The organism is Pedobacter sp. T50_32 (genome assembly GCF_057652195.1).
This window is the reverse complement of record NZ_JBYFBY010000005.1, coordinates 304,185-328,875: the sequence shown is the minus strand read 5'-3', so window position 1 is coordinate 328,875 and position 24,691 is coordinate 304,185. Positions and strand designations below refer to the sequence as shown.

Here is a 24,691-nt window from a genome sequence, read left to right as displayed (position 1 = left end):
AGACGGTATTTTGGAGACAAACTCTTTGACAGACTAGTAATTGCGAATATAACAGGTGCATAAACGGATAATCAGAAAAAAAATTAACGCAATGAGAAAAACTATTTTTATCGCCATGATCATGGCGTGTATCCTATCATGTAAAAAAAATCTAGACGCTGTTATTGAGGAATCCCCAAAAGATTTGTCTAAGAATGTTGTTCAAAATGTCAAAAGCTTTACAGCTTTCTTGGAGAATAAAAAACAAGAAAACGTTCAAAATAGAAGTGTAAATAACGTTTCAGAGCTTCAAGTTCTTCCAGTTGGGGTTGATCAATATGTCGAAACACTTGATAGTTATTCTAATGAGCAATATCATCAAGTATACGGTGTAGTAAATCAAACTCCTGTTTCGGAGGAACTATTGCAGTATGATGTTGATCCAAATGTAACACCAGAACAGGCTATATTTGAAATTAAAAGTTCGCTTGGCTCTGTTTTAAATATAAATAATTTTACTGATCAACTGCCGTATGATAACTATCAGGTGTCACAAAATCTAGAAGTACTACAAGACAACATATTAAGTATCGCTAATGATGAGTTAGATAAGGTACTTCTACTTGATGAAAACATTAATGAAGATTTAGCTTCTGAGGAAGTTGAAACTAGACTTAGAAACCGTATCATGACTTCAATTAATGATCATGTTAGTTACACAAACTACAATTTAGCGTTAACATCACAGCAAAAAACGTCGATTGCAGTTAGTGCTTTATATGCCATGGAGACACTTAATACGGATAACCTTATGGCAAACATCGGTACAGCAGTTAGAAATTCATTAGATGATGTTATTCAGGTAAGTCTTGAAAAATACAAAGACCGAATGACTGACGGACTATTTAGCAAAATAGGTAATTTTTTGAAAAAGGTTGTTAAATCTGTCGCAGTCGTGGCATGGAGTGCTGTAGTGATCGTGGGTTCTGTAATTGTTGCTACAATTATGGATGATAAGAACACTCCTGAAATGGTGACTAATACACGAGCTGCGTTAGGGCTTCTTGCGGGTGTATCTTATGTCGCTTCACATTCTAAAAAATGGTGGCGATGGGCATTAAGTTAAAATATAGAGACATGAAAAAAAGAAAATTTATTTTAATCTTAGTCCTATTAGTAGTAAATCTGAACTCAACTTTCGCACAAGATGTCAAGTGGAGTAGACCAAATTTAGGCGTTGGTTATAAAATCGGTATTTCGGATGGCTCAACTAGTGGCTATTTTAGCTATCTACATATTATAGAATTACAGAAAAATTTTAACTTGGGAAAACCAATAACGCTTTTTGTTACAGGAAATTTTGTAAGTGCAAACTCTAAAGTAGCTTCAAATTTAAGCTCCGCTTCTTTGGGTGGCGGAATTTCACTTTATCCAATCTATTTTACCAAGGTGATATCAGGTTCTGAATATAATCCTGAAAATGACAATTTTCATGTTGATTTTGGATTTCATGCTCTCTTGGGTAGGTCTGACTTTGATTATTTATATGCACTCGATGTTAATGCATATTCATTTAAATTTAAAAATGGTAATAAGCTTTCTGGTAAATTAGGCTATAATCTTTTGCTTTCAGATGAAAAGGTGAATAAAAATCTATCTTATAAGGATTTAGAATACAATGCGGCTGGATTTTTTACTCTTGGCTTTAATTATTTCTTCTAGTTATATTCAATCAAGTAAAATTGTAGATTTGATTATCGTAGTTTATAGGATACTTATATAAAACCGAAGAAGCTGTATCAAGAATCGTGGTCAGCCTCTGTTTTATTTGATTTAGTAGATATTTGATAAAGATAATTTCGATCTTATCGATGTTCCGTGTCTCATCTTCATTAGTAGCGTAGATTTGGCTAAAATAAACGTATTAGTCGTGAAGCAGTTGTAAGGCTAATAAGTCGACTATAATAAAGCCAATTGACGACAAGGTGCAGAAATAACAACTGTTAGACACATAAGTACGGTACAGTGAATAACAATCTTGAGCATATGTTTACGCATCGATACGTTTAATTAAAACAAAAAAAGGACTGGTATTTAATCAGTCCTTTTTTCGTTTTATCATTTCTTCAGTTTAATAACGCCTTTGAAAGTTGTCTGTGGAACTCCTGTTACAGGATCGGTTGTGTAAAGACTTCCAACCAAAATAAGATTTTTCTCGCTATCTTCTACAATACCATGAGTATCTCCTAGTAGTTTATGACCATCTACAGGAAATGTAAGTTTGCTATTTTCATTCCCTCTTAACGTTGTGTACGCTAATGATGAAGTACGATATAAATCCTTTTTACTTACAGTTATTAGATTGTCCCCTTTTATTACGAACCCTGTTACAACCTCTCCATAATAAACTTTAGGAAACGTATCATCAATTGAACCATCAAGATTAAGACGAACCGCCCCTGAGTATAAATGATCTGTGTTGCCAGTCTTTACAACATTAAATCTTCCTCCAACTAAAATCTTTCCATCATTTTGGATTGCCAATACTGAACCATAAGCCTCAAGATTTACAGTGCCTGCATGGGAAAACAGCGACTTCTTAGAAAAGCTAGCATCTATAGTACCATTTGAATTTAACTTAGTCACTAAGAGAGAACCTATACTATTCACAACCATACCTGTAAAATAAACTTTGTTATCAGTAGATATTTTAATACAACGGATATCAGAAATACCATTGTATACAAAAGAATTATCATAAGCTCCGCTTGAATTTAATCTTACCAAGCTGTAAGCTGTAGTTACATCAAAGCCGTTTGGTGCCGTTGAGATTAGATAACAAAAGTCTCCTCCGATGAGTATCTTACTGTCACTATATACTGCAATTGATTTAATATCTTGTTTTTGTGCTTGGTTTGGCGTGTAAAATGTGGCTTGCGCAAATGTGTTGTCAATAGCTCCATCGGTATTTAGGCGTACAAGATATTTTTTGCTTACTCCATTATAAGACGTAAAGTTGCCACCAACTAATACCTTTCCGTCTGGTTGGATTGCTATGGCATGAAATTCTCCTGCATTAGTACTTCCGACCGCAAAGGTGTTGTCTAAAGAACCATCTTTGTTTAGCCTCGCAACCTGTGTTGCATTCGCAATCACCATTTTCCCGTCAGCTTGTAAAACAATCATGGTGGCAAGAGTTCCAGTTGCTTTAAATTCAGTGTCAAAAACGTAGTTACCGTTAGATGTAGGATTCGTAGGGTTAGTTGGATTTGTAGGATTAGGATTTGGTTTTTCTTCTGGCGTTGCACTTTCTTTTTTCCCACAAGAAGCAATTAAGAATAAGAAGAAAACAAAAGTAAATAAACGGAAGGATTTCATACTTTATTAATGTTACGTGTAAAGATTGAATTTGATAATTATTAGAGTTTAAGTAACCTCTGGTCGAGCGATTTTTCTCTGTCTGCCATTTCAACTAAAGCACTATAAAGTGGATTTCCCGACTGAAATGACATTGCTCTTTTCGCATACTCCTTCGAAAGGTCATACTGTTTTGCAATAAGTAATCCCACTGCGTAATTATAGTAGGCTTTGGCTTTCATATTATCCTTTAAAGAGCCGTTATCTGCTATTTCCTTTAAAATAGCTAAACCTTTTTCATTATCCTCAATTTTAAAAAAGCTAATAGCCTGTGGAAGTTTTTTAAAAGGATTTTTGAAAATCATTGTTGTTAATGGAGGGTCTTCAAACGTAAGTAGCAAATCTTCATTGTATGGGATTATTAGCTTTGCTATCTCGTCCGCTACCAAGGGAATATGTTGTTGAATAAGAATTTCATTATCAAACTTCTTAGTTATCTCACAAACTTTCGTAGAGTAGTTTATTTTTTTTAGTTGAACTGGGTTAGAATAAAGAAGCTTACCCGTCTTTACATCAATAATTTTTAACTGAACAGTGTAATTGGAAGTTGCTTCCCACCAATATCTTTTTGGGCACCCTGCGATACCACTTGGCTCTTCTTTAAGAGATTGTGTTATGATTTCATTTTGTAAGCGACCAGTAATAAGTAAAGCAGAATTAAGTTTTTTACTCAAGGCTGCGGTCGTTGTTTCGTTGATTAACTTGATATCTGTCCTCTTCTGTCCTGCTAATATTTCAACAAGAGCGTTCCTATCAACCACTTCAAAAGTTTGAGCATTAAATAGTTTTGCCGTCAGTTCATCGGATAAAGTCATCGAATTAGCATTTTTAGCTCCTACAGCACCATTTATGTCTCCAATCGCAACCTGTTTGTAAGTCCGAAAATCCATAACAGGACTACGCTTTTTAGTGATGGTTAGGTAAGTTTGGGCATTTAACATTAAGGGATTTAAAACCAATGTCAGCATTAGCAATCTCTTAGACAGTTTCCATTTGTTTACTTTCATATCTTGATATTTCAAATTACACTGGTCACTTAAGTTGTATGTTTAATCTTTTGGAGATTTATTTTTTAAAACATAAAACTGAATTAATATCCTATTGAGATTATAAATTCGTGTTATAGGATATTTTTTAAACAAAAATAAAATTAAAATTACAGGAAAATATAATCCTCAGTAAAATATTTTTATCCTAATATTTTAATTTATTAAATTCAAAAGACAAATTAAGCTCATTATCAGTGTTTTAGCTTTTTCTATCTTTGAAAATAAGAGGATGAAAAAACAGATATACAATAGAATAAAAGCATTTCTTGCACTAAAACATAAGACCAATAAGCAACTTGCCGAACACCTTAATGTTAGTCAACAGACTGTGTCAAAATGGTGTACGAATTATAGCCAACCATCAATTCCAGAACTATACGAAATAGCATCGTATTTAAAAGTGGAATTAAGTGACCTTTTAATTCCAGTAAGTGAAATTGAAAAAACGTCTTAAAGTATCTAGCATATATTTAATTATATTCTTATCTTCATCAGCAAAAATAACTTACTACTAACATCTTCTCAATAGTCACTATTGAGTGTTTTTGTTATCTTATGAAGCAAAACTTAAGCTACTGTGAATTGCTGAGAAAAGCTCAACAATACGAAATTGAGGAGCTTGGGGAGATATTGTCTTACGAGAAGCATAAATTCAATTTACCACAGGACAACTCTATTCCTAGCTATCTTGCGCCAGCATCATATATACTTGACTATACGAAGGGGAAATATGTTTACGCGACAAGTACAGTGAATAAATTCATAGACCATCCTTTAAGCAAATTCTTGGACGGCGGTGTAGAGTTCGGTGTAAGCTTGTTTCATAAACAAGATTTAAACGTTTATAGTAATAAGGTAATGGCTGGAAACTTAGATTTTTTAAATAAAATTCCAGTAGAGCTTCATCAAGATTATCTTTTTACTTGCAATTATAGGGTTATCAATAAACGTGGAGATTATCGAAACGTAGTGCAACGGTCTGTTTTCATAAAGTCCTCTGAAACTGGAATGCCATTAGCTACATTTGGTTTTCTTTTTGATATTACCAATTTTAGGAATGATAATCGTGTATATCATTCTATAGAAAATATTAGTGGCGAAGAAATGGGTAAAACACCATTAATAAGCAATATCTATTTTAATGATGAAAGGGATACACTTTTAAGCAAAAGGGAAATTGAAGTGTTGAAATATATATGTGATGATTTAGAGAGCGAGCAAATCGCTACTAAGCTGTTTATCAGTAGGCACACAGTGGATAATCATCGAAGAAAGCTACTTGAAAAGACTAATAGCCGTAGTTCAGCAGGTCTAGTCGCCTATGCTTTCAACAATGGATACATTTAGAATTTCATAAATAAAATCTGCAAGAAGTAAATTGAATTCTTCTGGTTTATCTAGCACAACTAAATGACCTGCATCTTCTATTAATTGTATTTTATCTCTCCATAAATTAAAATCTGCTCTTTCTAACAACTTAAGAACCCCAACACTATCTTTGCTTCCAAACACAGCCATTATTGGAACGTTGAAACCTTTCAGAATTGCAATCTCATCCGAAAATTTTCCTGATGCAACAGATGCAGGAAAATCAACTCTAAATAAACTATCTACTTTCAAGTAATCCATCATCAAACATCTTTGATTTGATTCGTCTAAATTTAATGAGGATTTTTTCAGATAGTTAGAAATTGAGAGCATCGAAGCGTTATCGGTAAACAAAACTTCTTGTACTAATGGATCGGCTATAACTTCTTCTGGTCGTATATTTTTACCAACTGGATTAGAACTAACTAAACAAATTCCTTTTGGTCTGTTCGTTAATGACGGAAGAATTTCTGCTATTATGTTTCCTCCTAATGAAAGTCCACAAAGCATATATGGCTTTTGTCTGCACACTTTATTAATCCATTTTGCTACTAAGTTGTAGATGCTCGGAAAGTAGTAGTCGCTAAGTGCAGATGATTGCCCATGACCTGGCAAATCCAAAGCTATCATTCTATATTTTTCCCAATCTGGATTGGAAAATTGATTATGCCATAAATTCGCAGAATTAGAATTTCCGTGAATAAATATGATTATTTCTTGGTTTTCTTCGCCTTGTTCTAAGTATGATATAGTTATATCTTCGAGAGTAAGTTCTTTACGTTTCATAAGCGGATTACCATTCTATTTTTAGCATTTCTGGCAGACCTTGTATAATACCAGTAGCGAGATTGTCTGATATTGTTTCAACAATCTGGTATTCAAAATCAATTTCTGGAATTTTCCTGCCGTTAATCCCTAACATGCCTCTACCTTCACCGAAATATTCTATAAGCTCTTTTTTATACGGCTTACTAAATTTTTCTGAGTATAAACTTCTAAAGAACGATAAATCCCACAACGTATTTTCCAATTCGACCCACGCATGACCAGCCCAAAGTTTAAACTTGCTATGGTCTCCATTAGACAGTTCAAAATCCTGTTTAAATATAAAATTCCCCTTGTAGCTTAAATTTCCCGTTACAAGTTTAACATCCAAGTTATAGCTGTCTTTCAAATAGGCATATAGTAAAGCCGACAGAGGCAGGCAAAAAAAAGGACGACTAGGTATACTCTTAAGTATCTCTAATGATACACTTTGTACTATATTCCTATTAGAACTATTCATATTCGAGCTTTATAATTTATTATGCGCAATATAAAATACTTTCAAAGAAAAACGAAAAAGGAGCAGCCGATTTCTCTGCTGCCCCTTTCATCTAAATTAACGCTCTCGCTCAAATTTATAAATAATATCTAAAACTCAGGTAGTATGCTGTAATTTAATATCTAACCGCAAATACCCAAAACAGCATTCAAAGCCTCGTCAACTTTTTTATGTGAAAAGTTTGATTGATATATCATTGTAGTACTCAAACTTTCGTGTCCGTAAAGCTCTTGAACAGTTCTTGGATGAATATCTAATTCTGCTGCCCGTTGAGCGAAACTATGCCTAGAAACGTGAGAAGAAGCTTTCTTATTAATTTCTAACTTCTGAAATACTCGTTCCATTTTTTTGTTTTGCCAATTCACAGCGTGAGAAATTCTCTTCTGTAGATTAAAAAGGTTATCCAGACTGTCTAAGCACTTTAACTCTGGAAATATTAAATCGTGTTTTTGCTCATGTTTTTTATATTGAGCCAATATTTTGTAGAACTTCTGAGGAATGGGGAATGACAAAGGCTTATTGTTTTTAGACATACAGTAATTCAATCTCCCATTTTGAAAATCACTCCATTTCAATAAAAAAACGTCTGTTATTCTCATTCCTGCAAAGTAATACGCAGTAAGCCAAATATTTTTGGCATGATTTAGAGTCTCGCATAATATAAGGTCAGAATTTTCTATCTTTTCTATTTCGCTTGATACCAAACCAACCTTTACCGATTTAGGAAGTTTGATTTGTATCTTACCATCTTCCCCAAACGGATAGTCCTTTGTTTCTGCCGCACCAGATTTTATTGCCCTGTTGTACAGAGTTCTCATAAGCAACAAGTGATTAACAACAGTTCTCTCACTTAGAGTAGACGGAACGCTTGTTTTCTTCTGGTTCTTGTTTTTACACCCTCTTAGATATCTTTGAAACTTTTCTAAAAGTCCAACCGTTATTTCTGCAAATGGAATATTTTTATTTGTAGTAAATTCAATAAATCTTTCTATACGTGGTTTATCCGCATTATAAACGTTATAATGCCCCTGTGCTAATTCCTCTTTCAAATACTGTTGAGCTATATCGTTAAAGTGTTCTGCTTTTTTAGGGTCAATTTTACGCTTGATAGCCCTTGCAGAAGTATCAGTTTTATTAATCTCCATTTGTAATGAAGTTTCTGTTGCTTCGGCAAGCTTTTGTAACAGCAAGCTGTTTAATCGCTTGTGGTTAGGATGTTCCTTTTTAACTCGCTGCGTTGTGTTGTCCCACAAATCACGACTACTCAACACATGGTCAGTAAAAATATAAGACGGGGTATGTCCTTTTTTAGAAATTTTTACTGCGATTGGAAACTGTCCGTCTTTATTTTCCCTAGACCAGACAACTAATTTAATTGAACTCATTTTTCGTGAATTTTAAATTTAAAAAATCAATTATTTCACGAAAGCAAGGTAGAGATTTTGTTAACGTATTGTTAACGAAAATGGCGGTTTGATACGGTTCAAAGTGTTTTCAAATGGGGTAAGAGAAGTATCAAAACATCATTTAAAACCATATTAGACCATATCACTTTTATCCTTTCAGGGTTCATAACCCTGAGGTCGGCAGTTCGATCCTGCTCCCCGCTACTAGGCAAAAGCTCACAGCAATGTGGGCTTTTTGCGTTTGAGACAATGTGATTTTCTCTCTATTTTAATGACAGTTGACTACGTAATTATTTCATTAACGCTAAGCTAACAAAGAAACATTTGGTTGATGACAACATCAATTATAGGGAATATCCATCACTATAAGCCGTTATCATCGTCTCTGTTATCAGCTTTGTCCCCACCAAATTGCTCGTCTACGCCTTCTTCTTGAGCATTATCTTCATGGGTGGAGATCATCTCACGCATGGTATCTTCTGTGTCGACTTCAATATCTTCATGCTGATGGTTGGTATTGATTTGTGCTTCTTCTTGATCTACATGTGCTTGCTGAGCTCTGGTGCTATTTTGAAGATCCATACCTAGACCGTCTTCCCGTTTATTTTTTTCTTGATGATTCATTTCGTTAAAACTTATAAGTAAATAAGTCTTGCAAAACGAAATGGTTTTAAATTGTTTATAAAAACTAGCAATGGGCACAAACTAATTACTTCTAAAAGTAGCCAAGTTGCTCACTGACGAAGGATTTTCTCCATTGCTCTACCTTTGGCCAATTCGTCTATCAATTTATCGAGATAACGCACTTGCTGAATTACTTTGTCTTCTATTTCTTCTACTCGATAACCACAAATTACACCTGTTATTTTTGAAACGTTGGGATGCAGATTAGCTTGAGCGAAAAAATCTTCGAAATTGGTTTTGTTGTCTATATGTTTTTGTAATGCAGCAACATCGTAACCTGTTAGCCAATGTATAATCTCGTCTACTTCTGCTTTTGTGCGTCCTTTTCTTTCTGCCTTAGTGATATAGTGTGGATATACACCAGCAAATGACATTTTATACACTCTTTCGTTGTTGCTCGCTTTCATTATATTGAGGTTTAATTCAAATTTAATGATTAAGCCGTAATTGGACTAAATTAGGCGGGATAATTTTCGGCATCATGCAGGAAACTGTATGGAGTTTTTAGCAGTTTGTTAAGTAATATAAACCCGATTGAAGTGTATGCCTATAATCCGATAGTTATTGGATTATAGGCAGCAGCGGAAAGCGGGACTGCCGCAACCTATGGAATAGGGAAAGTGCTTTTCAAAAAAATCAATTCTTTGATCATTTTTATTTGTATTAAATCTAAATAATATTAATTTTGCATAAACAATTAATAAACTGTGCAAAACACCAAAGAATTATCATTTCCTGTTGCCACATTTGAAGAAGTATTCGCTACGAAAAGCGGTGCTATCTTTCAATCGGACTCGGAGAAATGTTGGTACATTGACTTTGCTGGTAAATTAGCACGTTTTGATTACAGAAATCTTTTAAAGCTTAAAAAAGCTGTTTACAATGTAAATATTGAAGAAAAACTATTGAGCAGCGACAAATCTGCAGATGTAGAAATTATCTTCATTTGTGCTTGCGACCATTCTTACGTGGTTACCTTGCTTGAGCTTATCAAATTAAAAGAGCTACTACAAGGTACGTTTGTAATGTTGGATTTGAACCACATTATTCACGACCGTCTGTTTCGTGTCATTGCATAAACTAAGACTTAGACTCGTTCCGAATTACTAATATTTTCTTTTACAGAACATTATCGCTGTAACTTTGTAGTGTTCAAATAAGAGGAAATAAATCATGAAAGATATAATGAGAGTTAAAAGTTTACTATCAGAAGAGATAGAAACTTTGATTAACCAACAAATAAAAAAAGAAGCACATTCATCATCAATCTATTTATCGATGGCTTCTTGGTGCAATAGAAATGGCTACGATTTTTCTGCTGATTACTTTTTTAAGCAAGCAGAAGAAGAAAGACAACACCAATTAAAATTTTTCAAGTATGTGTTAGACATGGGTGGAAACGCAATTTCTCCAGATGTAACTAACATTAAACAGGAATACAACTCTTTCCGCGAAGTTTTTGAAGAGGCTTTAGAGCAAGAAATTAGCGTAACGCAATCTATTAAAAACATTGCTGCTCGTTGCCACAAAGAGCAAGATTATGTGACTTTAGAATTCTTAAACTGGTTCTTTAGAGAGCAACGCGAAGAAGAGTACAAAGCACGTAGAGCAGTAGAATTGTTCGAAGTAATTGGTGAAGAAGGTACTGGCAGATGGCAAATTGACAAGCACGTTGGCCAAATTTCTTACGACAGCGAAGCGTAAAAAGACAACAAAACAAAACAATAATAGAGAGGTGCGTACAACAAGTATGCGCCTTTTTTGTTTATTTTGAGGTTATAAATAAGCTACAGATGCACAGATAAATATTCTATGTACTGGACAAATCTGTACATCTGTGGCTAAAACATCAATATGTCTAAGAAAGATAAAAAGAAAAAAGGTTCGAAAGAGGATAAGAAGGACAAGAAAAAGAAAAACTGTTGCGAGAAGTACCTAAGAGGCAAAAGATGTAAAAACTGCCCTTTGGGATAAAGCTTCTTGTTCCCTTTGTATTCTTTTAATCTGAGTCATGTGGCGTTCGTTATGGGTTACTAAAAACACAAGTATATCGCCAAGGTTTAACTTGATAAACTTTGCAATCGAAATAGCAATTTTAGTCCTATTCAAATCAACTGTTTCAAAAGCTTTTAAGCATTTCAGCATTCGCTCTTGCTGATTGATAAACTGCGCTACTTCCCAATAAGCGTCCTTTACGCTTGGCTGATGTTGTTTTGCGGCTTTATAGCGTTTACTACTTTTGTTTCCATCCATCATATTCACAAAGTAAGTGCCTAGCCAACTTGGAGAATAGGCTTTTGATGATAATTCATGTGGCTGCTCCAAAACTGCTTCCATTTTTGGCAGGTAATAATTGCCATACGAATTAAGGTGTGAAAGTACCTGAGCAATATTCCAGCTATCGTTACTAGTAGAAAAATTAAGTGAAGCCTCTTCTAAATTCTGAAACTCCTTTACTGCTTTCTCGAGTATAGTTTCAGTTCTTTGGTAAAGGTCGGCGATGAAAGCTTTCTTGTCTATGCTGCTCATGTTACTACGATTTGATGATGCAAACTTAAAGCTAGTTCTTGCGATAAATGTTGGTATTTACCAAGATTAAATTTTTATGCTGTTCATCAACTTGCTGAAATTTGTAGCATCTATACCGAGATAACTGGCTAAATACTTATGCGGAACCAAAGTTAATATATGCGGACTTCTCTTAAGCAAGCTCCTAAACTTCTCTTCGGATGACATCAGTTGCAATTCGACCAACCTTTCTAACAAGCCACCCAAAGCCTGGCTAATTCCTACATTAATCATCTGCGCCACTTCTGTATTTTCCAACATCAACTTCTTCACTTCGGCAATTGGTGCCCGTAAAAAACTGGATGGTGTTAAGGTTTCGTAGTAATATTTAGAGGCTTGGGAAGTCATCATCGCATCCAGCACTCCACCGAAAGATGGTGAATAAGTAAAAACCAATGTTGCTTCCTTACCATCCTGATTTAATGCATAAATACGTTGCACACCTTCAATTATAAAGTAAAGATATTTCTCCTGCCCTCCAGCTTCGGTCAGTATTTCCTTTCTTAAAGCGTTAAAAGGCGACCAAAGTGCAGTAAATTCTTCAGTGCTTTTATCAGATAAAGCGAAGTACTTTTTAACGAATTGCGCTAACTGTTGGAGGCTATCTTCTTGCATAGGTTACTTCAACGCTTCCCACAAAATTTCTACCGGGTGCTTCGCTATTTTTTGCGTACCATCTTTAATCTGATGTCTGCAACTTGTACCCGCAGCAGCAATAATAGTGTCTTCTGCCGCATTTCTCACTGCTGGCAATAAAACCAACTCCCCTACCTGCATCGAAACTTCGTAGTGCTCTTCTTCGTAACCGAAAGAACCAGCCATGCCACAACAACCCGATGGTATCATTTCTACCGTATAGTTTGCAGGCATTCCCAAGATTTTCTCAGTTGGTGTAAGTGCATTTAATGATTTTTGATAGCAATGTCCGTGCAATTTCACCAACTGATAATCTGATGTGAATTGGTCGGTACTGATTTTCTTCGCTTCAAATTCTTGCAATAAAAACTCTTCAATTAAGAACGAATTTTGCGCCAAGTGTTTTGCCTTTTGCACCAAATGCGCATCTACCAATTCAGGATATTCATCTCTAAAAGTAAGCAAAGCTGATGGTTCTACACCCAACAAAGGCGCATCGATATTGACTAAATCAGCCAGTAAAGTCACGTTTTTATTTGCTAAAGCTTTGGCATCACGCAGTAAACCTTTTGATAAATAAGTTCTGCCACTTTCTACGTGTTGAGGAATAACCACTTCATAACCTAACTTTTCTAAAAGTTGGATTGCCGTAGCTCCTATTTCAACATCATTATAATTGGTAAACTCATCACAGAATAGATAAACTTTCTTCTCTTTAGTTTGCGCAGCCTGCCTTTTATCGTATTGTTTTTTCCAGCTACGCAAAGTGGTTTTTCCAACCTTTGGTAAAGAACGGTCTGGCGCAAAGCCAATCACTTTTTTAATTAATTTACTGGTAAAATTGTTTGCTACTAGCGCATTATAAATTGATGGTACGATTGCACCTAAAGCCTGCGATTTGGTGAAATTAGCAATTACTCTAGTACGGAACGGAATGCCATTGGCATCATAATAATGTTGTAAAAATTCTGCCTTCATCTTCGCCACATCTACACTCGATGGACATTCAGATTTACAGGCTTTACAGCTCAAACATAAATCCATCACCTCCTTAATCTCTTTATGATTGAAAGGATTATCGCCTTGCGAATTGGTTAAAAACTGACGTAGAATATTTGCTCTTGCTCTCGTAGTATCTTTTTCTTGTCGCGTTGCCATGTACGACGGACACATGGTACCACCCGCAACATGCGTTCTTCTACAATCGCCGGAACCTGAACATTTTTCAGCCAATCTTAAAATACTTTCGTTCTTCGAAAAATCGAAAATAGTTTTGATTGGCTTGATTTCTTTATCCGCTTCGTAACGTAAAAACTCGTTCATCGGCGGCGTATCTACAATTTTATTGGCGTTGAAAACTCCAAGCGGGTCGAACAGCTGTTTTACTTCCTTTAAAAGTTCGTAAACTTCTGCACCAAGTACATCTTTAATAAACTCACCTCTCAAACGCCCATCGCCATGCTCACCACTTAATGAACCTTGATGTTTCTTCACCAACACTGCCGTTTCCTTCAAAACAGTTCTGAAAAGCTCTTTCCCTTCAGACGTTTTTAGGTTAATCATTGGTTCTACGTGTAGCTCTCCCGCACCGGCATGCGCATAATATGAAGCTTTCAAATTGTGTCTATCCAACAGTTGTTGCAATTCCTCAATGTATGCAGGCAAATCTTCTGGTGCCACCGCACAATCTTCAATTAAATTTACAGGCTGACTGTCTCCTGGCAAGTTCCTGATTAATCCCAAACCTGCTTTACGCACATCCCAGGCTAATTTAGTTTGCGGCCCGTAAACTACCGGATAAGCGTAGCCCAAACCAGCTAGTTTTAAATCCGCTATCAAAGCTGATGTTTTGAAATCTAGTTCTTGCTGCGTTTCTGCGAAAAACTCTACCATCAACAAAGCGTCTGGCTCGCCTTCTATAAAAAAGCGGTTATGCTGATAAACGGAATGCCCTTTGGTAAAGTCCATGATGTATTTATCAACCAATTCCGAAGCCATTGGTTGGTGCTTCAAGATAATAATATTAGCCAAAAGCGACTCCGCCAATGAGCTGAAATGCACACAAACTAAGGCATCTTTTTTAGGAGGCAATGGTAGTAACTTTAGCTTTGCTTCGGTTACAAAAAACAAAGTTCCTTCCGAACCTGCTAGTAATTCGCACATGTTAAAGCTTTCTTTTCCCTCTTGCGGGGTAAGAAAATCTAGTGCGTAACCTGTATTTCTTCTTGTTAACGATTTCTTTGGATAGCCCTTTTCTATGGCTTCGATGTTATTGGGATTGTTCACCATTTCGGAAATCCCTTTGTAAATCACACCTTCCAAGTTGTTTAACTTCGACTTCTCGGCAACCTCTTCAAATGAAAGATTACCGAAAGTTGCCTCTTGCCCATTACTTAAAAAGCCTTTTACCTCTAATAGATTTTGTCTGGTATCTCCCCAAACAATAGAATGCAGACCGCAAGAGTTGTTACCAATCATTCCGCCAATCATTGCTCTATTGGCAGTTGAAGTTTCTGGACCGAACATTAAACCAAATGGACGTAGTGCAAGGTTCAAATCATCTCTAATTACACCTGGTTGCACTCTAACATACTGTTCTTCTTGGTTAATTTCTAGTATCTGATTAAGATATTTTGAAATATCCACGATAAGTCCATTACCAACTACCTGCCCTGCCAATGACGTACCAGCCGCTCTTGGAATAAGCGTTAACTGATGCTTATTTGCAAAATCAATCAGCGTTTTGATATCGTCAGCGGTTTTTGGTACAGCAACAGCCAAAGGCTTTTCCTGATATACCGATGCATCAGTAGAATAAACTAATTTTTGCGCTTCGTGAGCGGCAGAGTTATCGAAAAATAGTTCTCCGTTAAAACCAGAACTTAGGGCTTCGAAAAAGGGTAAAAGGTTGCGATGATTTAACACACAGTAAAAATAATAAAATTACCTGCGTTTTTTAAAAATAAAAACCGCAAAAATCGGCATAAAGCCGAAAGAAAAATTTATCAACACAAACGTTTGTTATCAAAACTAAATAATACATAGTTGATACCACGTTTTAAAGGGTGATTTTGTGTATTCGCATTTTGAAACAACATTCATGACCATCCTAACTGCACGCAAACGTTTGTTCAACGTTAGTTTTAGCAAATACAAATTTGAACTTTTATAATCCAATAAAATTAAGCACCGATAGTGAAAATTGTTTATTATTTTAACACTCAAAATTTATACTTATGAGTGATAGCAAAACTTCTTTCATAGAAAAAATAAGCGCTTCTTATGCGCCTAGCGGTGCCTATATTTATTTGGGTGCAGGAATTTTAAATGGAGAAACTATTGGCGAAGCTGAAGTTAATCTTCCGCTGAAAATGATGAACCGACACGGCTTAATTGCCGGTGCTACAGGAACAGGGAAAACTAGGACACTGCAACTATTAGCAGAACAACTATCTGATGCCGGAGTTCCGGTATTTATGCTAGACGTAAAGGGCGACCTTTCTGGTTTAAACCAAGCTGGCGCAAGTAATCCAAAAATTGAAGAAAGAGCCACGCAGCTTAAAAAACCATTTACGCCAAGCGGTTTTCCAGTAGAGCTATATTCTTTAAGCGGAAAATTAGGTGCGCAAATGCGGGCTACGGTTACAGAATTTGGTCCTGTTCTACTTTCTAAGATATTAGAACTTAACGATACACAATCTGGTGTTTTGGCAGTAATTTTTAAGTATGCCGATGACAACAAAATGCCTGTGGTTGACCTCAACGATTTGAAGAAATTGCTCGGTTATTTATCTGAGGGAGCTGGTGCAGCAGAAATTAAAAGTAGTTACGGCTCAATTTCTACCGCTACTTCGAGTACTATTCTTAGAAAAATTGTAGCCATAGAGCAGCAAGGTTTGGGTAGTATTTTTGGCGAAACTTCTTATGATATCGAAGATTTATTTAACAGAGTAGATGGCAAAGGTGTAATTAGCCTTCTGAATATTTCCGATGTTCAAAGTCAGCCGGTATTGTACTCTACCTTTTTGTTGAGCTTGTTGGCAGAGATTTACCAAACCATGCCAGAAGCAGGCGATTTGGACAAACCTAAACTGGTTTTCTTCTTCGACGAGGCACACTTGTTATTTAAAGATGCACCGAAGGCGTTCTTAGAGCAAATCAATACCATTATCAGGTTAATCCGTTCGAAAGGAATTGGGGTATTTTTCTGTACGCAATCACCAATGGATGTGCCAGAAAGCGTACTCTCTCAACTAGGTAATCGTGTGCAACATGCGCTTAGGGCTTTTACGCCAAATGATGTAGATGCACTGAGAAAAACCGTAAACACCTACCCGAAATCTGATTTTTATGAAATCGACAAAGTGCTTACTTCACTTGGAACGGGACAAGCATTAATTACAGTATTAAACGAAAAAGGAATACCTACAGAAGTTGCAGCAACATTATTAACGCCACCAAGAGCCGTAATGGGCCCAATGGCGGCAATAGATTGCGAAAAACTGATGCAGGGTAGTCCACTATTTACAAAATATAAAGAAACTAAAGACCCAATAAGCGCCTATGAGATATTAACCGATAGAATAAACGATAAACTGGCCGAAGAGCATAAAGTTAAAGCCGAAGAAGAGGAACAAAAAAGAATTGAACAAGAAAGCAAACCAAAACCTGGTGAAAAGAGTTTAGTGGAAGAGATTATGGGCGCTACCATTACCCGCCAAATAGGCAAGGAAATTGTACGCGGCATTTTCGGAATGCTCACTGGTAAAAAAACTCGCTCAACTAAATCAAAAGGTGGCGGATTTTTTGGTTTCTAAAACTTACCTTTGGGAATAACTTAATACTCATTTAAAAACTAAATTTTAATGAAACCAACCTTACTTATTTTGGCAGCCGGTATGGCTAGTCGCTATGGTAGCATGAAACAAATTGATGGTTTTGGGCCAAATGGTGAAACCATTATCGATTATTCTATATACGATGCAATTAAAGCTGGATTTGGAAAAGTTGTATTTATCATCAAAGAAGAATTTGCTGACAACTTCAGAGCGATTTACGACGAGAAGTTAGCTGGTAAAATTGAAGTAGATTACGTATTTCAAAATTTTGACCTTAAACAATTTGGTATTGAGGAAGAGATTTATAGAGAAAAACCTTGGGGTACGGCACACGCCATCCTATCGGGAAGAAAGGTAGTTAAAGAGCCTTTCTGCGTAATTAACGCTGATGATTTTTACGGATACGACGCTTTCAAAAAAATGGCAGATTTTCTAACTTCTGATGTACGCGACGATAACTATTCAATTATCGGGTACAAAATCGGAAAAACTTTATCAGACTTTGGCGCCGTATCAAGAGGTGTTTGCAAAACTGACGAAGCTGGAAATTTGACTGAGATTGTAGAAAGAACAAAAGTTTACAAAAAAGACGATACGATTGTGTACGAAGAAGATGAGCAAGAATTCCCACTTGATTTTGACACACCAGTATCCATGAATTTTTGGGGGTTTACGCCGGCGGTATTTAAACTTACCGAAGACTTGTTCAGAACTTTCGCCATCGAAAACAAAGACAAACCCAAAGCAGAATTTTTTATCCCTTTAGTTGGGGAGCATCTGGTTAATTCTCAAAAAGGTTCTTTTAAAGTAGTACCAACCGACAACCAGTGGTTTGGTGTTACCTACAAAGAAGATAAGCCATTGGTTCAAGCTAGTATTGATGAGCTTATTAAACAAGGGAATTACCCAGAAAAATTATGGAATTAACTATTGATGAAAACGTATTAAAAGCATACAGCTTAACAAGTAAAAACATCAAAATACAACAAATAGGTTCTGGACATATTAACGGAACCTATTTGTTAACTAATCTCGATAGTAACGAGACTTACGTTCTTCAAAACATTAATACCAGTGTTTTTCAGGACCCCGAAGCAATTGCAACGAATATCAAGTTGGTTGCTGATTATCTCCAATCCAATTTTCCTAATTATCTTTTCCCTGCACCTTTACCTGCTGCAGATGGAAACACTATGGTTGAAAGTAACGGCAATTATTGGCGTTTATCTCATTTCGTTAACGATAGCATTGCGCTAGATACACTTAGTTCACCTAAGCAAGCTTTTGAAGCTGCAAAACAATTTGGTAAGCTGAGTAGGCTGTTAGATAGTTTTGACAGCACTCAATTAAAACCTACCATTACAGGTTTCCATGATTTGGCATTGCGTTTTAACCAATTTGAAACTGCCTTGACCGACGCAAACCTAAGCTTTAAAGAAAATGCAATTTCAGAAATTGATACGGCATTAAAATATAAAGGCATTTTAGTTCAATATCTGCAGTTCAGCAGCAAAGCTGATTTCCCTGACAGGGTAATGCACCACGATACTAAAATTAGTAATGTATTATTGGCACAAGGCACTTTTGAGGGTATTTGCGTTATCGACTTAGATACTTTAATGCCCGGTAAATTTATCTCCGACTTAGGTGACATGATGCGCACTTACCTTTGCGAGTTTTCTGAGAATGAGACGGAATTTGCGAAAATCAATATCCGTAAAGAGTATTTCGCTGCTATGATAGAAGGTTACCTTTCTGAAATGGGTGATATTTTGACAGCTACCGAAAAGGATATGATTATTTACAGTGGCAAGTATATCATTTACATGCAGGCTTTGCGCTTTTTAACCGATTATTTAAATGGCAGCATCTACTATCCTACTCATTACCCTGAACAAAATTTAGATAGAGCAAAAAACCAGTTTAAATTATTGGGAGAATTGTTTGCAAATGAAAGTGGGTTGCAAGAAATTGTTGAAGCGAATTTAGTGAGGAAGCAAGTATAGACTTTAGCAACGCTGATAAATTCCTTTACCGCTTTGTACCTACTACATAACATCATTCATTGCCGTCGGCCTTAGCCGACGTTTTTATGCCATTTGTTTTGGGCTTTAGCCACATTGGCTGATAGCTGTATAGGTTTTGGTTAATTAAACCCGACAGTAGCGGATATACTTTTTGTGAGCACATACAGTTCGACTAGTGTCACGCTGAGCTTGTCGAAGCGTTTCTGCTATGAAAATCCTTCGACAGGCTCAGGATGACAAAGCCTGAACAAAAAGATAGTAGCGGATGGCGGGGCTAGAGTTGCCATGGAAGGGTGACATTGGTTTTCTAATTAAAATCCTCCCCCTACCCCCCTCCAAAGGGGGACACATAGTTCAAGCCTACTTATTTTCATAAAAAAGCGTCACTGAAATTAATCAGCAACGCTTTTCATGTTTATTCAATTGAAAACTGAGAATTGTTTATTTCTTCTCGTCGTCTTTTACTTCTTCGTAATCAACATCAGTTACGGTATCGCCACCTTGTTGTGGTTCTGCTTGTCCAGCATCACCTTGTGGTTGCCCATCCTGACCTGCTTTGTACATCTCCTCAGAAGCAGCATTCCAAGCATTTTGTAACTCAGTTTGTGCAGCTTCAATATCAGCGAAATTACGAGCAGCGTGTGCGTCTTTCAGTTTTTTCAAACCATCTTCAATTGGAGCTTTTTTATCAGCAGATAATTTATCGCCAAACTCTTTCAATTGTTTCTCGGTTGAGAAAATTAAAGCATCAGCACTGTTAATTTTATCAGCTTCTTCTTTCGCTTTAGCATCAGCTTCTGCGTTAGCTTCAGCCTCTTGCTTCATTTTTTGGATTTCAGCATCAGTTAAACCAGATGAAGCCTCGATACGGATTTTTTGCTCTTTACCAGTAGCTTTATCTTTAGCGCTTACGTGTAAAATACCGTTCGCATCAATATCAAAAGCAACTTCAATTTGAGGTACACCACGTGGTGCTGGCGGAATTCCATCTAACATGAAACGACCAATTGTACGGTTTTGAGCTGCCATTGGACGCTCACCCTGTAAGATGTGGATTTCTACCGATGGTTGGTTATCAGCCGCAGTAGAGAAAGTTTCTGTTTTCTTAGAAGGAATGGTTGTGTTAGCCTCAATTAATTTAGTCATTACACCGCCCATAGTTTCGATACCTAAAGAAAGTGGCGTAACATCTAATAACAATACGTCTTTAACCTCACCAGTTAATACACCACCTTGAATAGCAGCACCAATTGCTACCACCTCATCAGGGTTTACACCTTTAGAAGGCTCTTTTCCGAAGAAAGCTTTAACTGCATCCTGAATAGCAGGGATACGAGTTGAACCACCTACCAAGATAATTTCGTCGATATCGCCAACTGATAAACCAGCGTTTTTCAAAGCAGATTTACAAGGGTCGATGGTGCGTTTAATCAAGTCAGCAGCTAATTGCTCAAATTTAGCACGGCTTAAAGTGCGTACTAAGTGTTTAGGGCCGCTAGCATCTGCAGTGATGTAAGGCAAGTTAATTTCGGTAGAAGTTGTGCTAGAAAGCTCAATTTTAGCTTTTTCGGCAGCTTCTTTTAAACGTTGTAACGCCATTGGGTCTTTGTGCAAGTCCATACCGTTTTCGCTTTTGAACTCTTCTGCCAACCACTCAATTAATACGTGGTCAAAGTCATCACCACCTAAGTGTGTATCACCGTCGGTAGATTTTACTTCAAATACACCATCACCAAGCTCTAATACAGAAACGTCATGCGTACCACCACCACAGTCAAACACCACAATTTTCATGTCTTTGTGTGCTTTGTCTAAACCGTAAGCCAAAGCAGCAGCAGTAGGCTCGTTAATGATACGTTTTACCTGTAAACCAGCAATTTCACCAGCTTCTTTAGTAGCCTGACGTTGTGCATCGTTAAAGTAAGCAGGCACTGTAATTACAGCTTCTGTTACTTCCTGACCTAAGAAATCTTCAGCAGTTTTTTTCATTTTCTGTAAAACCATTGCCGAAATTTCTTGTGGCGTATATTTTCTATCGTCAATCTCAACACGAGGAGTGTTGTTATCGCCTTTTACCACTTTATAAGGTACTCTTCCAACTTCTCTATCAACCTCACCGAAGCTGCTTCCCATAAAGCGTTTGATAGAGTAGATTGTTTTTGTTGGGTTTGTGATTGCCTGACGTTTCGCAGGCTCGCCAACTTTACGCTCGCCGTTTTCTGTAAAAGCAACAATAGATGGCGTAGTACGTTTACCCTCACTATTTGCAATAACCACAGGCTCGTTACCCTCCATTACCGCAACACAAGAGTTCGTAGTTCCTAAGTCTATACCAATTATTTTTCCCATTTTATTATTTATTTCTTTTGTTATTTTTTAGTTCTACTTCCTATTAACAAGCGATGTGCCAATAGAGTTTTGGCAGAATTTTGTCAAAAAATACTGTTAAAATGTAAAAGAAAACTAAGATTACTGCTGACAGCTTGGCAGAAATGGAGGGATAAGGCAGGAAGGTTGAAGGTAGAGGCCAAAGACTAAAGCTAGTTCAGATGTTTTGAAAATGGATGTCAGTAATTCTTCGCTATTCAGCCCTGCTGTTCGCTACTATACTTTTTGTGTTCCATCACCGTCATTTCGAACGCAGTGAGAAATCTGAAGCCATCCTCCTCCAACTTACAGATTTCTCTCCCGATAAAATCGGGATCGAAATGACGCAACAAAAAGTATATCCGCTACCATCAGGTTTAATTAACAAAAACCTGTAATTCTTGGCTAAAAACGATCTACCAAAACCTTATCTTTAACTATGCTGCATCTCAAATTACTGCTTTTCATTTTACCTTTTTGGTCAACCGAACCAAGCATAAAAACCGATAAACTCTCCGAAGCATTATCCTTTGCTAAGAAGAACAAGTTAGACACTAGCATCTGCATCATGATAGACATGAGCCTACCTTCAGGGAAAAACAGGCTATTTGTGTACGATTTTCAGCAAAAGAAAACCATCATCTCTGGTCTATGTGCCCATGGTGTTGGTGGTGGAAGTACATCAACTAAACCTGTTTTCAGTAACGTTGTTGGTAGCAACTGTACCTCACTTGGAAAGTACAAAGTAAAAAACAGAGCCTACAGTAACTGGGGTATTAACATTCATTACAAAATGTACGGATTGGAAGAAACCAATAACAATGCTTTTAAACGCATCGTGGTTTTACATTCCTATACACCCGTTCCTAATTACGAAATTTATCCTCGAACGCTGTTTGGTATCAGCGCAGGCTGTCCGGTTATTTCAGATGATAAAATGTCTCAAATAGATAGACTGCTGATGAAGAAAAAGAAGGCTGTTTTGCTTTGGATTTATAATTAACAGCAACCTTAATACAGCGGCTTAGTATTTTCGGTGTAATCATAAAAATAAGGCTTCAAGCCAGTCATACCACTAAAAAACCCAATATGGTCGTTTATCAACTCTACATCTTTTGGATTAAAAATATAAAAGAATACCTCTGGCTTATGATTGGGTTCAAAGTTATCTGTCTTTAAAAAACCACCGAAGGGATTTAAGTACCCACCTCTCTTATTGTAATAGTTATCCTGGTCAGGTATCATCTCACAATGTAGCTGAATTGTCCTATCGCTTAGTCGCCAAGTAAATGTGGTAAAACCAGAAGTATGTTGAATAACCACTGGTTTGCCGTGTTCTTTTTTAATTTCTTCTATTAATTTCAATTGCGCCTCAAATCCGCTATGTGCTTCTCCGGAAATCATCATTAAGTTATCATCGGCACCAGCAATAGCCCTTACAATGTTAAACTTTACATTTTTAAGTTTTGCTAGCGGATTGGCAGGTTGCTCAGCATTTACAATGTATTTTACTACTTCTACCGTCTTTTTTTCACTGTCAACTTTAAAAGTCGTATCAACAGACGAATAATAACTTTTTGTATTTTCTTTCTTTAGCTCTGTTTCGTACAGTCGACCAACACTTAAACCAAAAGAAAAATCGTTCAAATCAAAAACTTCTTCTCCTAACCGCTTCGGTTCACAAGAAGAAAGAAGTAAGCATGCTAAAATAGCAATAGGGATTTTCAGGAAGTTTAATTTCATTGTTTTTCAAGGCTTAGTGCTTATAAACTTACTAAATCTCCATCAATCTTTCTAAATGGTGATAACCAATGCCAAAATATGCTTTGGTATCTTTTATTTTCTGTAAGATTTCGTCCTTGTTCCTTGCTCCTTGTTCTTTACTCCTAATACCCACCACCAAAACATTCTTAGGCGTATGCACATCAGACACAAACTCAAACACCTTCGTTTTGTAACCGAAGTATTCCAAGATTAAAGCACGTAAACCATCTGTAACCATTTCCGCTTGGCGCTCCAAGAATATGCCATATTTAGTTAAAAAGTTCAAATCGTTCTGCGCTTTATTTTTTTCAATCTCCCTACGTATTTGCTTATGGCAACATGGAGCAACAACAATCAATTCTGCATTAGCTTTTATTCCCTTGTAAATGGCATCGTCTGTAGCGGTATCGCAGGCGTGCAAAGCAATCAGTAAGTTGATTTTGTCGTTGTTGTAGCTGTCAATCGTTCCTTCCACAAAAGAGAGCTTGTCGAAGTTCGCTTTAGCAGCAATGGCATTACACAAATCCACCATATCTTTCCTAAACTCTACCCCAACTACATTTGCTTTCTGCTGATGGTTCAACAGATAATCGTACAAAGCAAAAGTCAAGTAACCTTTCCCAGAGCCCATATCCACCACGTTATTAATTGTTCCCTCTGGAAATTCCTTAATCAACGAACTCAAAATTTCGATATATTGGTTAATCTGCTTGTATTTATCCTGACCGTTTTTGAAAACTAAACCATCGGCACCTGTCAAACCCAATTCTTGCAAATACACATTATCCTTTGCTAAAATCAAACGTTTCTTTTCTTTATCGTGATTTAAGCTCACTTCTTTTTTCTGGGCTAACGCATTTGTTCTTAGACGAAAAGTACCTTTCGCATTTCTCTCCAAGATATATTCCTCATGGGCTGTAAACAAAGTGGCAATATTAAATCCGTTAGCGATATAATCTTCAATGAGCGAAATACCTTCTTCCTCAGAATAATTCTTGAAAATGTCCCTCGTCTTGTAACGATAATTAAACGCCAACATCTTTTTATTCTTTATAATTACTGGCTTTACGTACAGTTGCTTCAAGCCTTCTTCGTTGCCTTTGTAATTGCCCAATGCCAATTTCACAAAGGTTTCTTTGTTCAAGCTTTCTATCACTTGTGTCGTAAAAATTATATCGTTCTGATTGCTCATCTTATACCGAATTATAGGTTACAAAAGTAACACACTAAACTTAGAAACTATTTAAATTCATAGCTAAAAATA

At 36.5% G+C, this 24,691-nt stretch carries 24 protein-coding genes; 11 read left to right on the top strand and 13 right to left on the bottom strand.

All coding sequences use genetic code 11. From position 1 onward, the window contains the following. The first annotated feature begins 91 nt into the window (after positions 1-91). Together AC23ME_RS16605 and AC23ME_RS16600 are read left to right on the top strand one after the other, a co-directional pair. Positions 92-1,105: a hypothetical protein gene (locus tag AC23ME_RS16605; protein ID WP_487728885.1), complete on the top strand. Its 1,014-nt coding sequence runs from the start codon at positions 92-94 to the stop codon at positions 1,103-1,105. A gap of 11 nt (positions 1,106-1,116) precedes the next feature. Beyond that, the gene (locus AC23ME_RS16600; RefSeq protein ID WP_487728884.1) at positions 1,117-1,701 is read left to right on the top strand and encodes a hypothetical protein; all 585 of its coding nucleotides are present in this window, start codon (positions 1,117-1,119) and stop codon (positions 1,699-1,701) included. Positions 1,702-2,097: 396 nt separating this feature from the next. Here the strand turns inward: AC23ME_RS16600 and AC23ME_RS16595 are convergent, their stop codons facing one another. Both AC23ME_RS16595 and AC23ME_RS16590 read right to left on the bottom strand, forming a co-directional pair. Further along, positions 2,098-3,357, bottom strand: coding sequence for a delta-60 repeat domain-containing protein (locus AC23ME_RS16595; protein WP_487728883.1), 1,260 nt, complete (start codon positions 3,355-3,357; stop codon positions 2,098-2,100). A gap of 41 nt (positions 3,358-3,398) precedes the next feature. Further along, positions 3,399-4,403: a CsgG/HfaB family protein gene (locus tag AC23ME_RS16590; RefSeq protein ID WP_487728882.1), complete on the bottom strand. Its 1,005-nt coding sequence runs from the start codon at positions 4,401-4,403 to the stop codon at positions 3,399-3,401. 271 nt (positions 4,404-4,674) lie between these two features. Here AC23ME_RS16590 and AC23ME_RS16585 point away from each other — a divergent pair, with 271 nt between their 5' ends. Continuing rightward, complete coding sequence (locus tag AC23ME_RS16585; protein WP_487728881.1) at positions 4,675-4,899, top strand: helix-turn-helix transcriptional regulator; 225 nt, start codon at positions 4,675-4,677, stop codon at positions 4,897-4,899. A gap of 101 nt (positions 4,900-5,000) precedes the next feature. Beyond that, the gene (locus AC23ME_RS16580; RefSeq protein WP_487728880.1) at positions 5,001-5,792 is read left to right on the top strand and encodes a response regulator transcription factor; all 792 of its coding nucleotides are present in this window, start codon (positions 5,001-5,003) and stop codon (positions 5,790-5,792) included. Here AC23ME_RS16580 and AC23ME_RS16575 read toward each other — a convergent pair. The 5 genes from AC23ME_RS16575 to AC23ME_RS16555 form a co-directional block, all read right to left on the bottom strand. Beyond that, complete coding sequence (locus tag AC23ME_RS16575) at positions 5,757-6,599, bottom strand: alpha/beta fold hydrolase (RefSeq protein WP_487728879.1); 843 nt, start codon at positions 6,597-6,599, stop codon at positions 5,757-5,759. The genes AC23ME_RS16580 and AC23ME_RS16575 overlap by 36 nt on opposite strands. Positions 6,600-6,606: 7 nt before the next feature. After that, positions 6,607-7,098, bottom strand: coding sequence for a hypothetical protein (locus AC23ME_RS16570; RefSeq protein ID WP_487728878.1), 492 nt, complete (start codon positions 7,096-7,098; stop codon positions 6,607-6,609). A 161-nt stretch (positions 7,099-7,259) separates the two neighbouring features. Further along, a complete protein-coding gene (locus tag AC23ME_RS16565) occupies positions 7,260-8,522 on the bottom strand; it encodes a tyrosine-type recombinase/integrase (protein WP_487728877.1) in 1,263 nt (420 codons plus the stop codon). 384 nt (positions 8,523-8,906) lie between these two features. Continuing rightward, a complete protein-coding gene (locus AC23ME_RS16560; protein WP_487728876.1) occupies positions 8,907-9,125 on the bottom strand; it encodes a hypothetical protein in 219 nt (72 codons plus the stop codon). A gap of 152 nt (positions 9,126-9,277) precedes the next feature. Further along, positions 9,278-9,634: a DUF2200 domain-containing protein gene (locus AC23ME_RS16555; RefSeq protein ID WP_487728875.1), complete on the bottom strand. Its 357-nt coding sequence runs from the start codon at positions 9,632-9,634 to the stop codon at positions 9,278-9,280. 300 nt (positions 9,635-9,934) lie between these two features. Here AC23ME_RS16555 and AC23ME_RS16550 point away from each other — a divergent pair, with 300 nt between their 5' ends. Then, positions 9,935-10,306, top strand: a complete 372-nt coding sequence (locus AC23ME_RS16550; RefSeq protein ID WP_487728874.1) for a hypothetical protein — start codon at positions 9,935-9,937, stop codon at positions 10,304-10,306. A 94-nt stretch (positions 10,307-10,400) separates the two neighbouring features. Further along, complete coding sequence (locus AC23ME_RS16545; protein ID WP_487728873.1) at positions 10,401-10,931, top strand: ferritin; 531 nt, start codon at positions 10,401-10,403, stop codon at positions 10,929-10,931. 231 nt (positions 10,932-11,162) lie between these two features. On the opposite strand, the gene AC23ME_RS16540 is transcribed toward AC23ME_RS16545, so the two are convergent. The 3 genes from AC23ME_RS16540 to AC23ME_RS16530 form a co-directional block, all read right to left on the bottom strand. Continuing rightward, on the bottom strand, positions 11,163-11,756 hold the full coding sequence (locus AC23ME_RS16540) for a DinB family protein (RefSeq protein WP_487728872.1): 594 nt from the start codon (positions 11,754-11,756) through the stop codon (positions 11,163-11,165). Between the two features lie 66 nt (positions 11,757-11,822). After that, positions 11,823-12,410: a Crp/Fnr family transcriptional regulator gene (locus AC23ME_RS16535; RefSeq protein ID WP_487728871.1), complete on the bottom strand. Its 588-nt coding sequence runs from the start codon at positions 12,408-12,410 to the stop codon at positions 11,823-11,825. Positions 12,411-12,413: 3 nt separating this feature from the next. Next, positions 12,414-15,356, bottom strand: coding sequence for an FAD-binding and (Fe-S)-binding domain-containing protein (locus tag AC23ME_RS16530; protein ID WP_487728870.1), 2,943 nt, complete (start codon positions 15,354-15,356; stop codon positions 12,414-12,416). Between the two features lie 311 nt (positions 15,357-15,667). Here AC23ME_RS16530 and AC23ME_RS16525 point away from each other — a divergent pair, with 311 nt between their 5' ends. Genes AC23ME_RS16525 through AC23ME_RS16515 form a run of 3 tightly spaced genes read left to right on the top strand, consistent with a single transcriptional unit; the run spans position 15,668 to position 19,275 of the window. Beyond that, a complete protein-coding gene (locus AC23ME_RS16525) occupies positions 15,668-17,248 on the top strand; it encodes a helicase HerA-like domain-containing protein (protein WP_487728869.1) in 1,581 nt (526 codons plus the stop codon). 48 nt (positions 17,249-17,296) lie between these two features. Continuing rightward, positions 17,297-18,196, top strand: coding sequence for a nucleotidyltransferase family protein (locus tag AC23ME_RS16520; protein WP_487728868.1), 900 nt, complete (start codon positions 17,297-17,299; stop codon positions 18,194-18,196). Next, entirely contained in the window at positions 18,187-19,275 is a 1,089-nt protein-coding gene (locus AC23ME_RS16515) for a phosphotransferase enzyme family protein (protein WP_487728867.1), read from the top strand. The genes AC23ME_RS16520 and AC23ME_RS16515 overlap by 10 nt, the downstream gene beginning before the upstream one ends. Positions 19,276-19,737: 462 nt before the next feature. Here the strand turns inward: AC23ME_RS16515 and dnaK are convergent, their stop codons facing one another. Then, entirely contained in the window at positions 19,738-21,645 is a 1,908-nt protein-coding gene (gene dnaK / locus AC23ME_RS16510; RefSeq protein WP_487728866.1) for a molecular chaperone DnaK, read from the bottom strand. A gap of 215 nt (positions 21,646-21,860) precedes the next feature. Here dnaK and AC23ME_RS16505 point away from each other — a divergent pair, with 215 nt between their 5' ends. Then, positions 21,861-22,061, top strand: a complete 201-nt coding sequence (locus AC23ME_RS16505) for a hypothetical protein (protein ID WP_487728865.1) — start codon at positions 21,861-21,863, stop codon at positions 22,059-22,061. A gap of 41 nt (positions 22,062-22,102) precedes the next feature. Further along, positions 22,103-22,666, top strand: a complete 564-nt coding sequence (locus tag AC23ME_RS16500) for a murein L,D-transpeptidase catalytic domain-containing protein (protein WP_487728864.1) — start codon at positions 22,103-22,105, stop codon at positions 22,664-22,666. Positions 22,667-22,674: 8 nt separating this feature from the next. On the opposite strand, the gene AC23ME_RS16495 is transcribed toward AC23ME_RS16500, so the two are convergent. Then, entirely contained in the window at positions 22,675-23,406 is a 732-nt protein-coding gene (locus tag AC23ME_RS16495; RefSeq protein WP_487728863.1) for a hypothetical protein, read from the bottom strand. Positions 23,407-23,437: 31 nt separating this feature from the next. Continuing rightward, positions 23,438-24,619, bottom strand: a complete 1,182-nt coding sequence (locus AC23ME_RS16490) for a class I SAM-dependent methyltransferase (RefSeq protein ID WP_487728862.1) — start codon at positions 24,617-24,619, stop codon at positions 23,438-23,440. Positions 24,620-24,691: the final 72 nt, after the last annotated feature.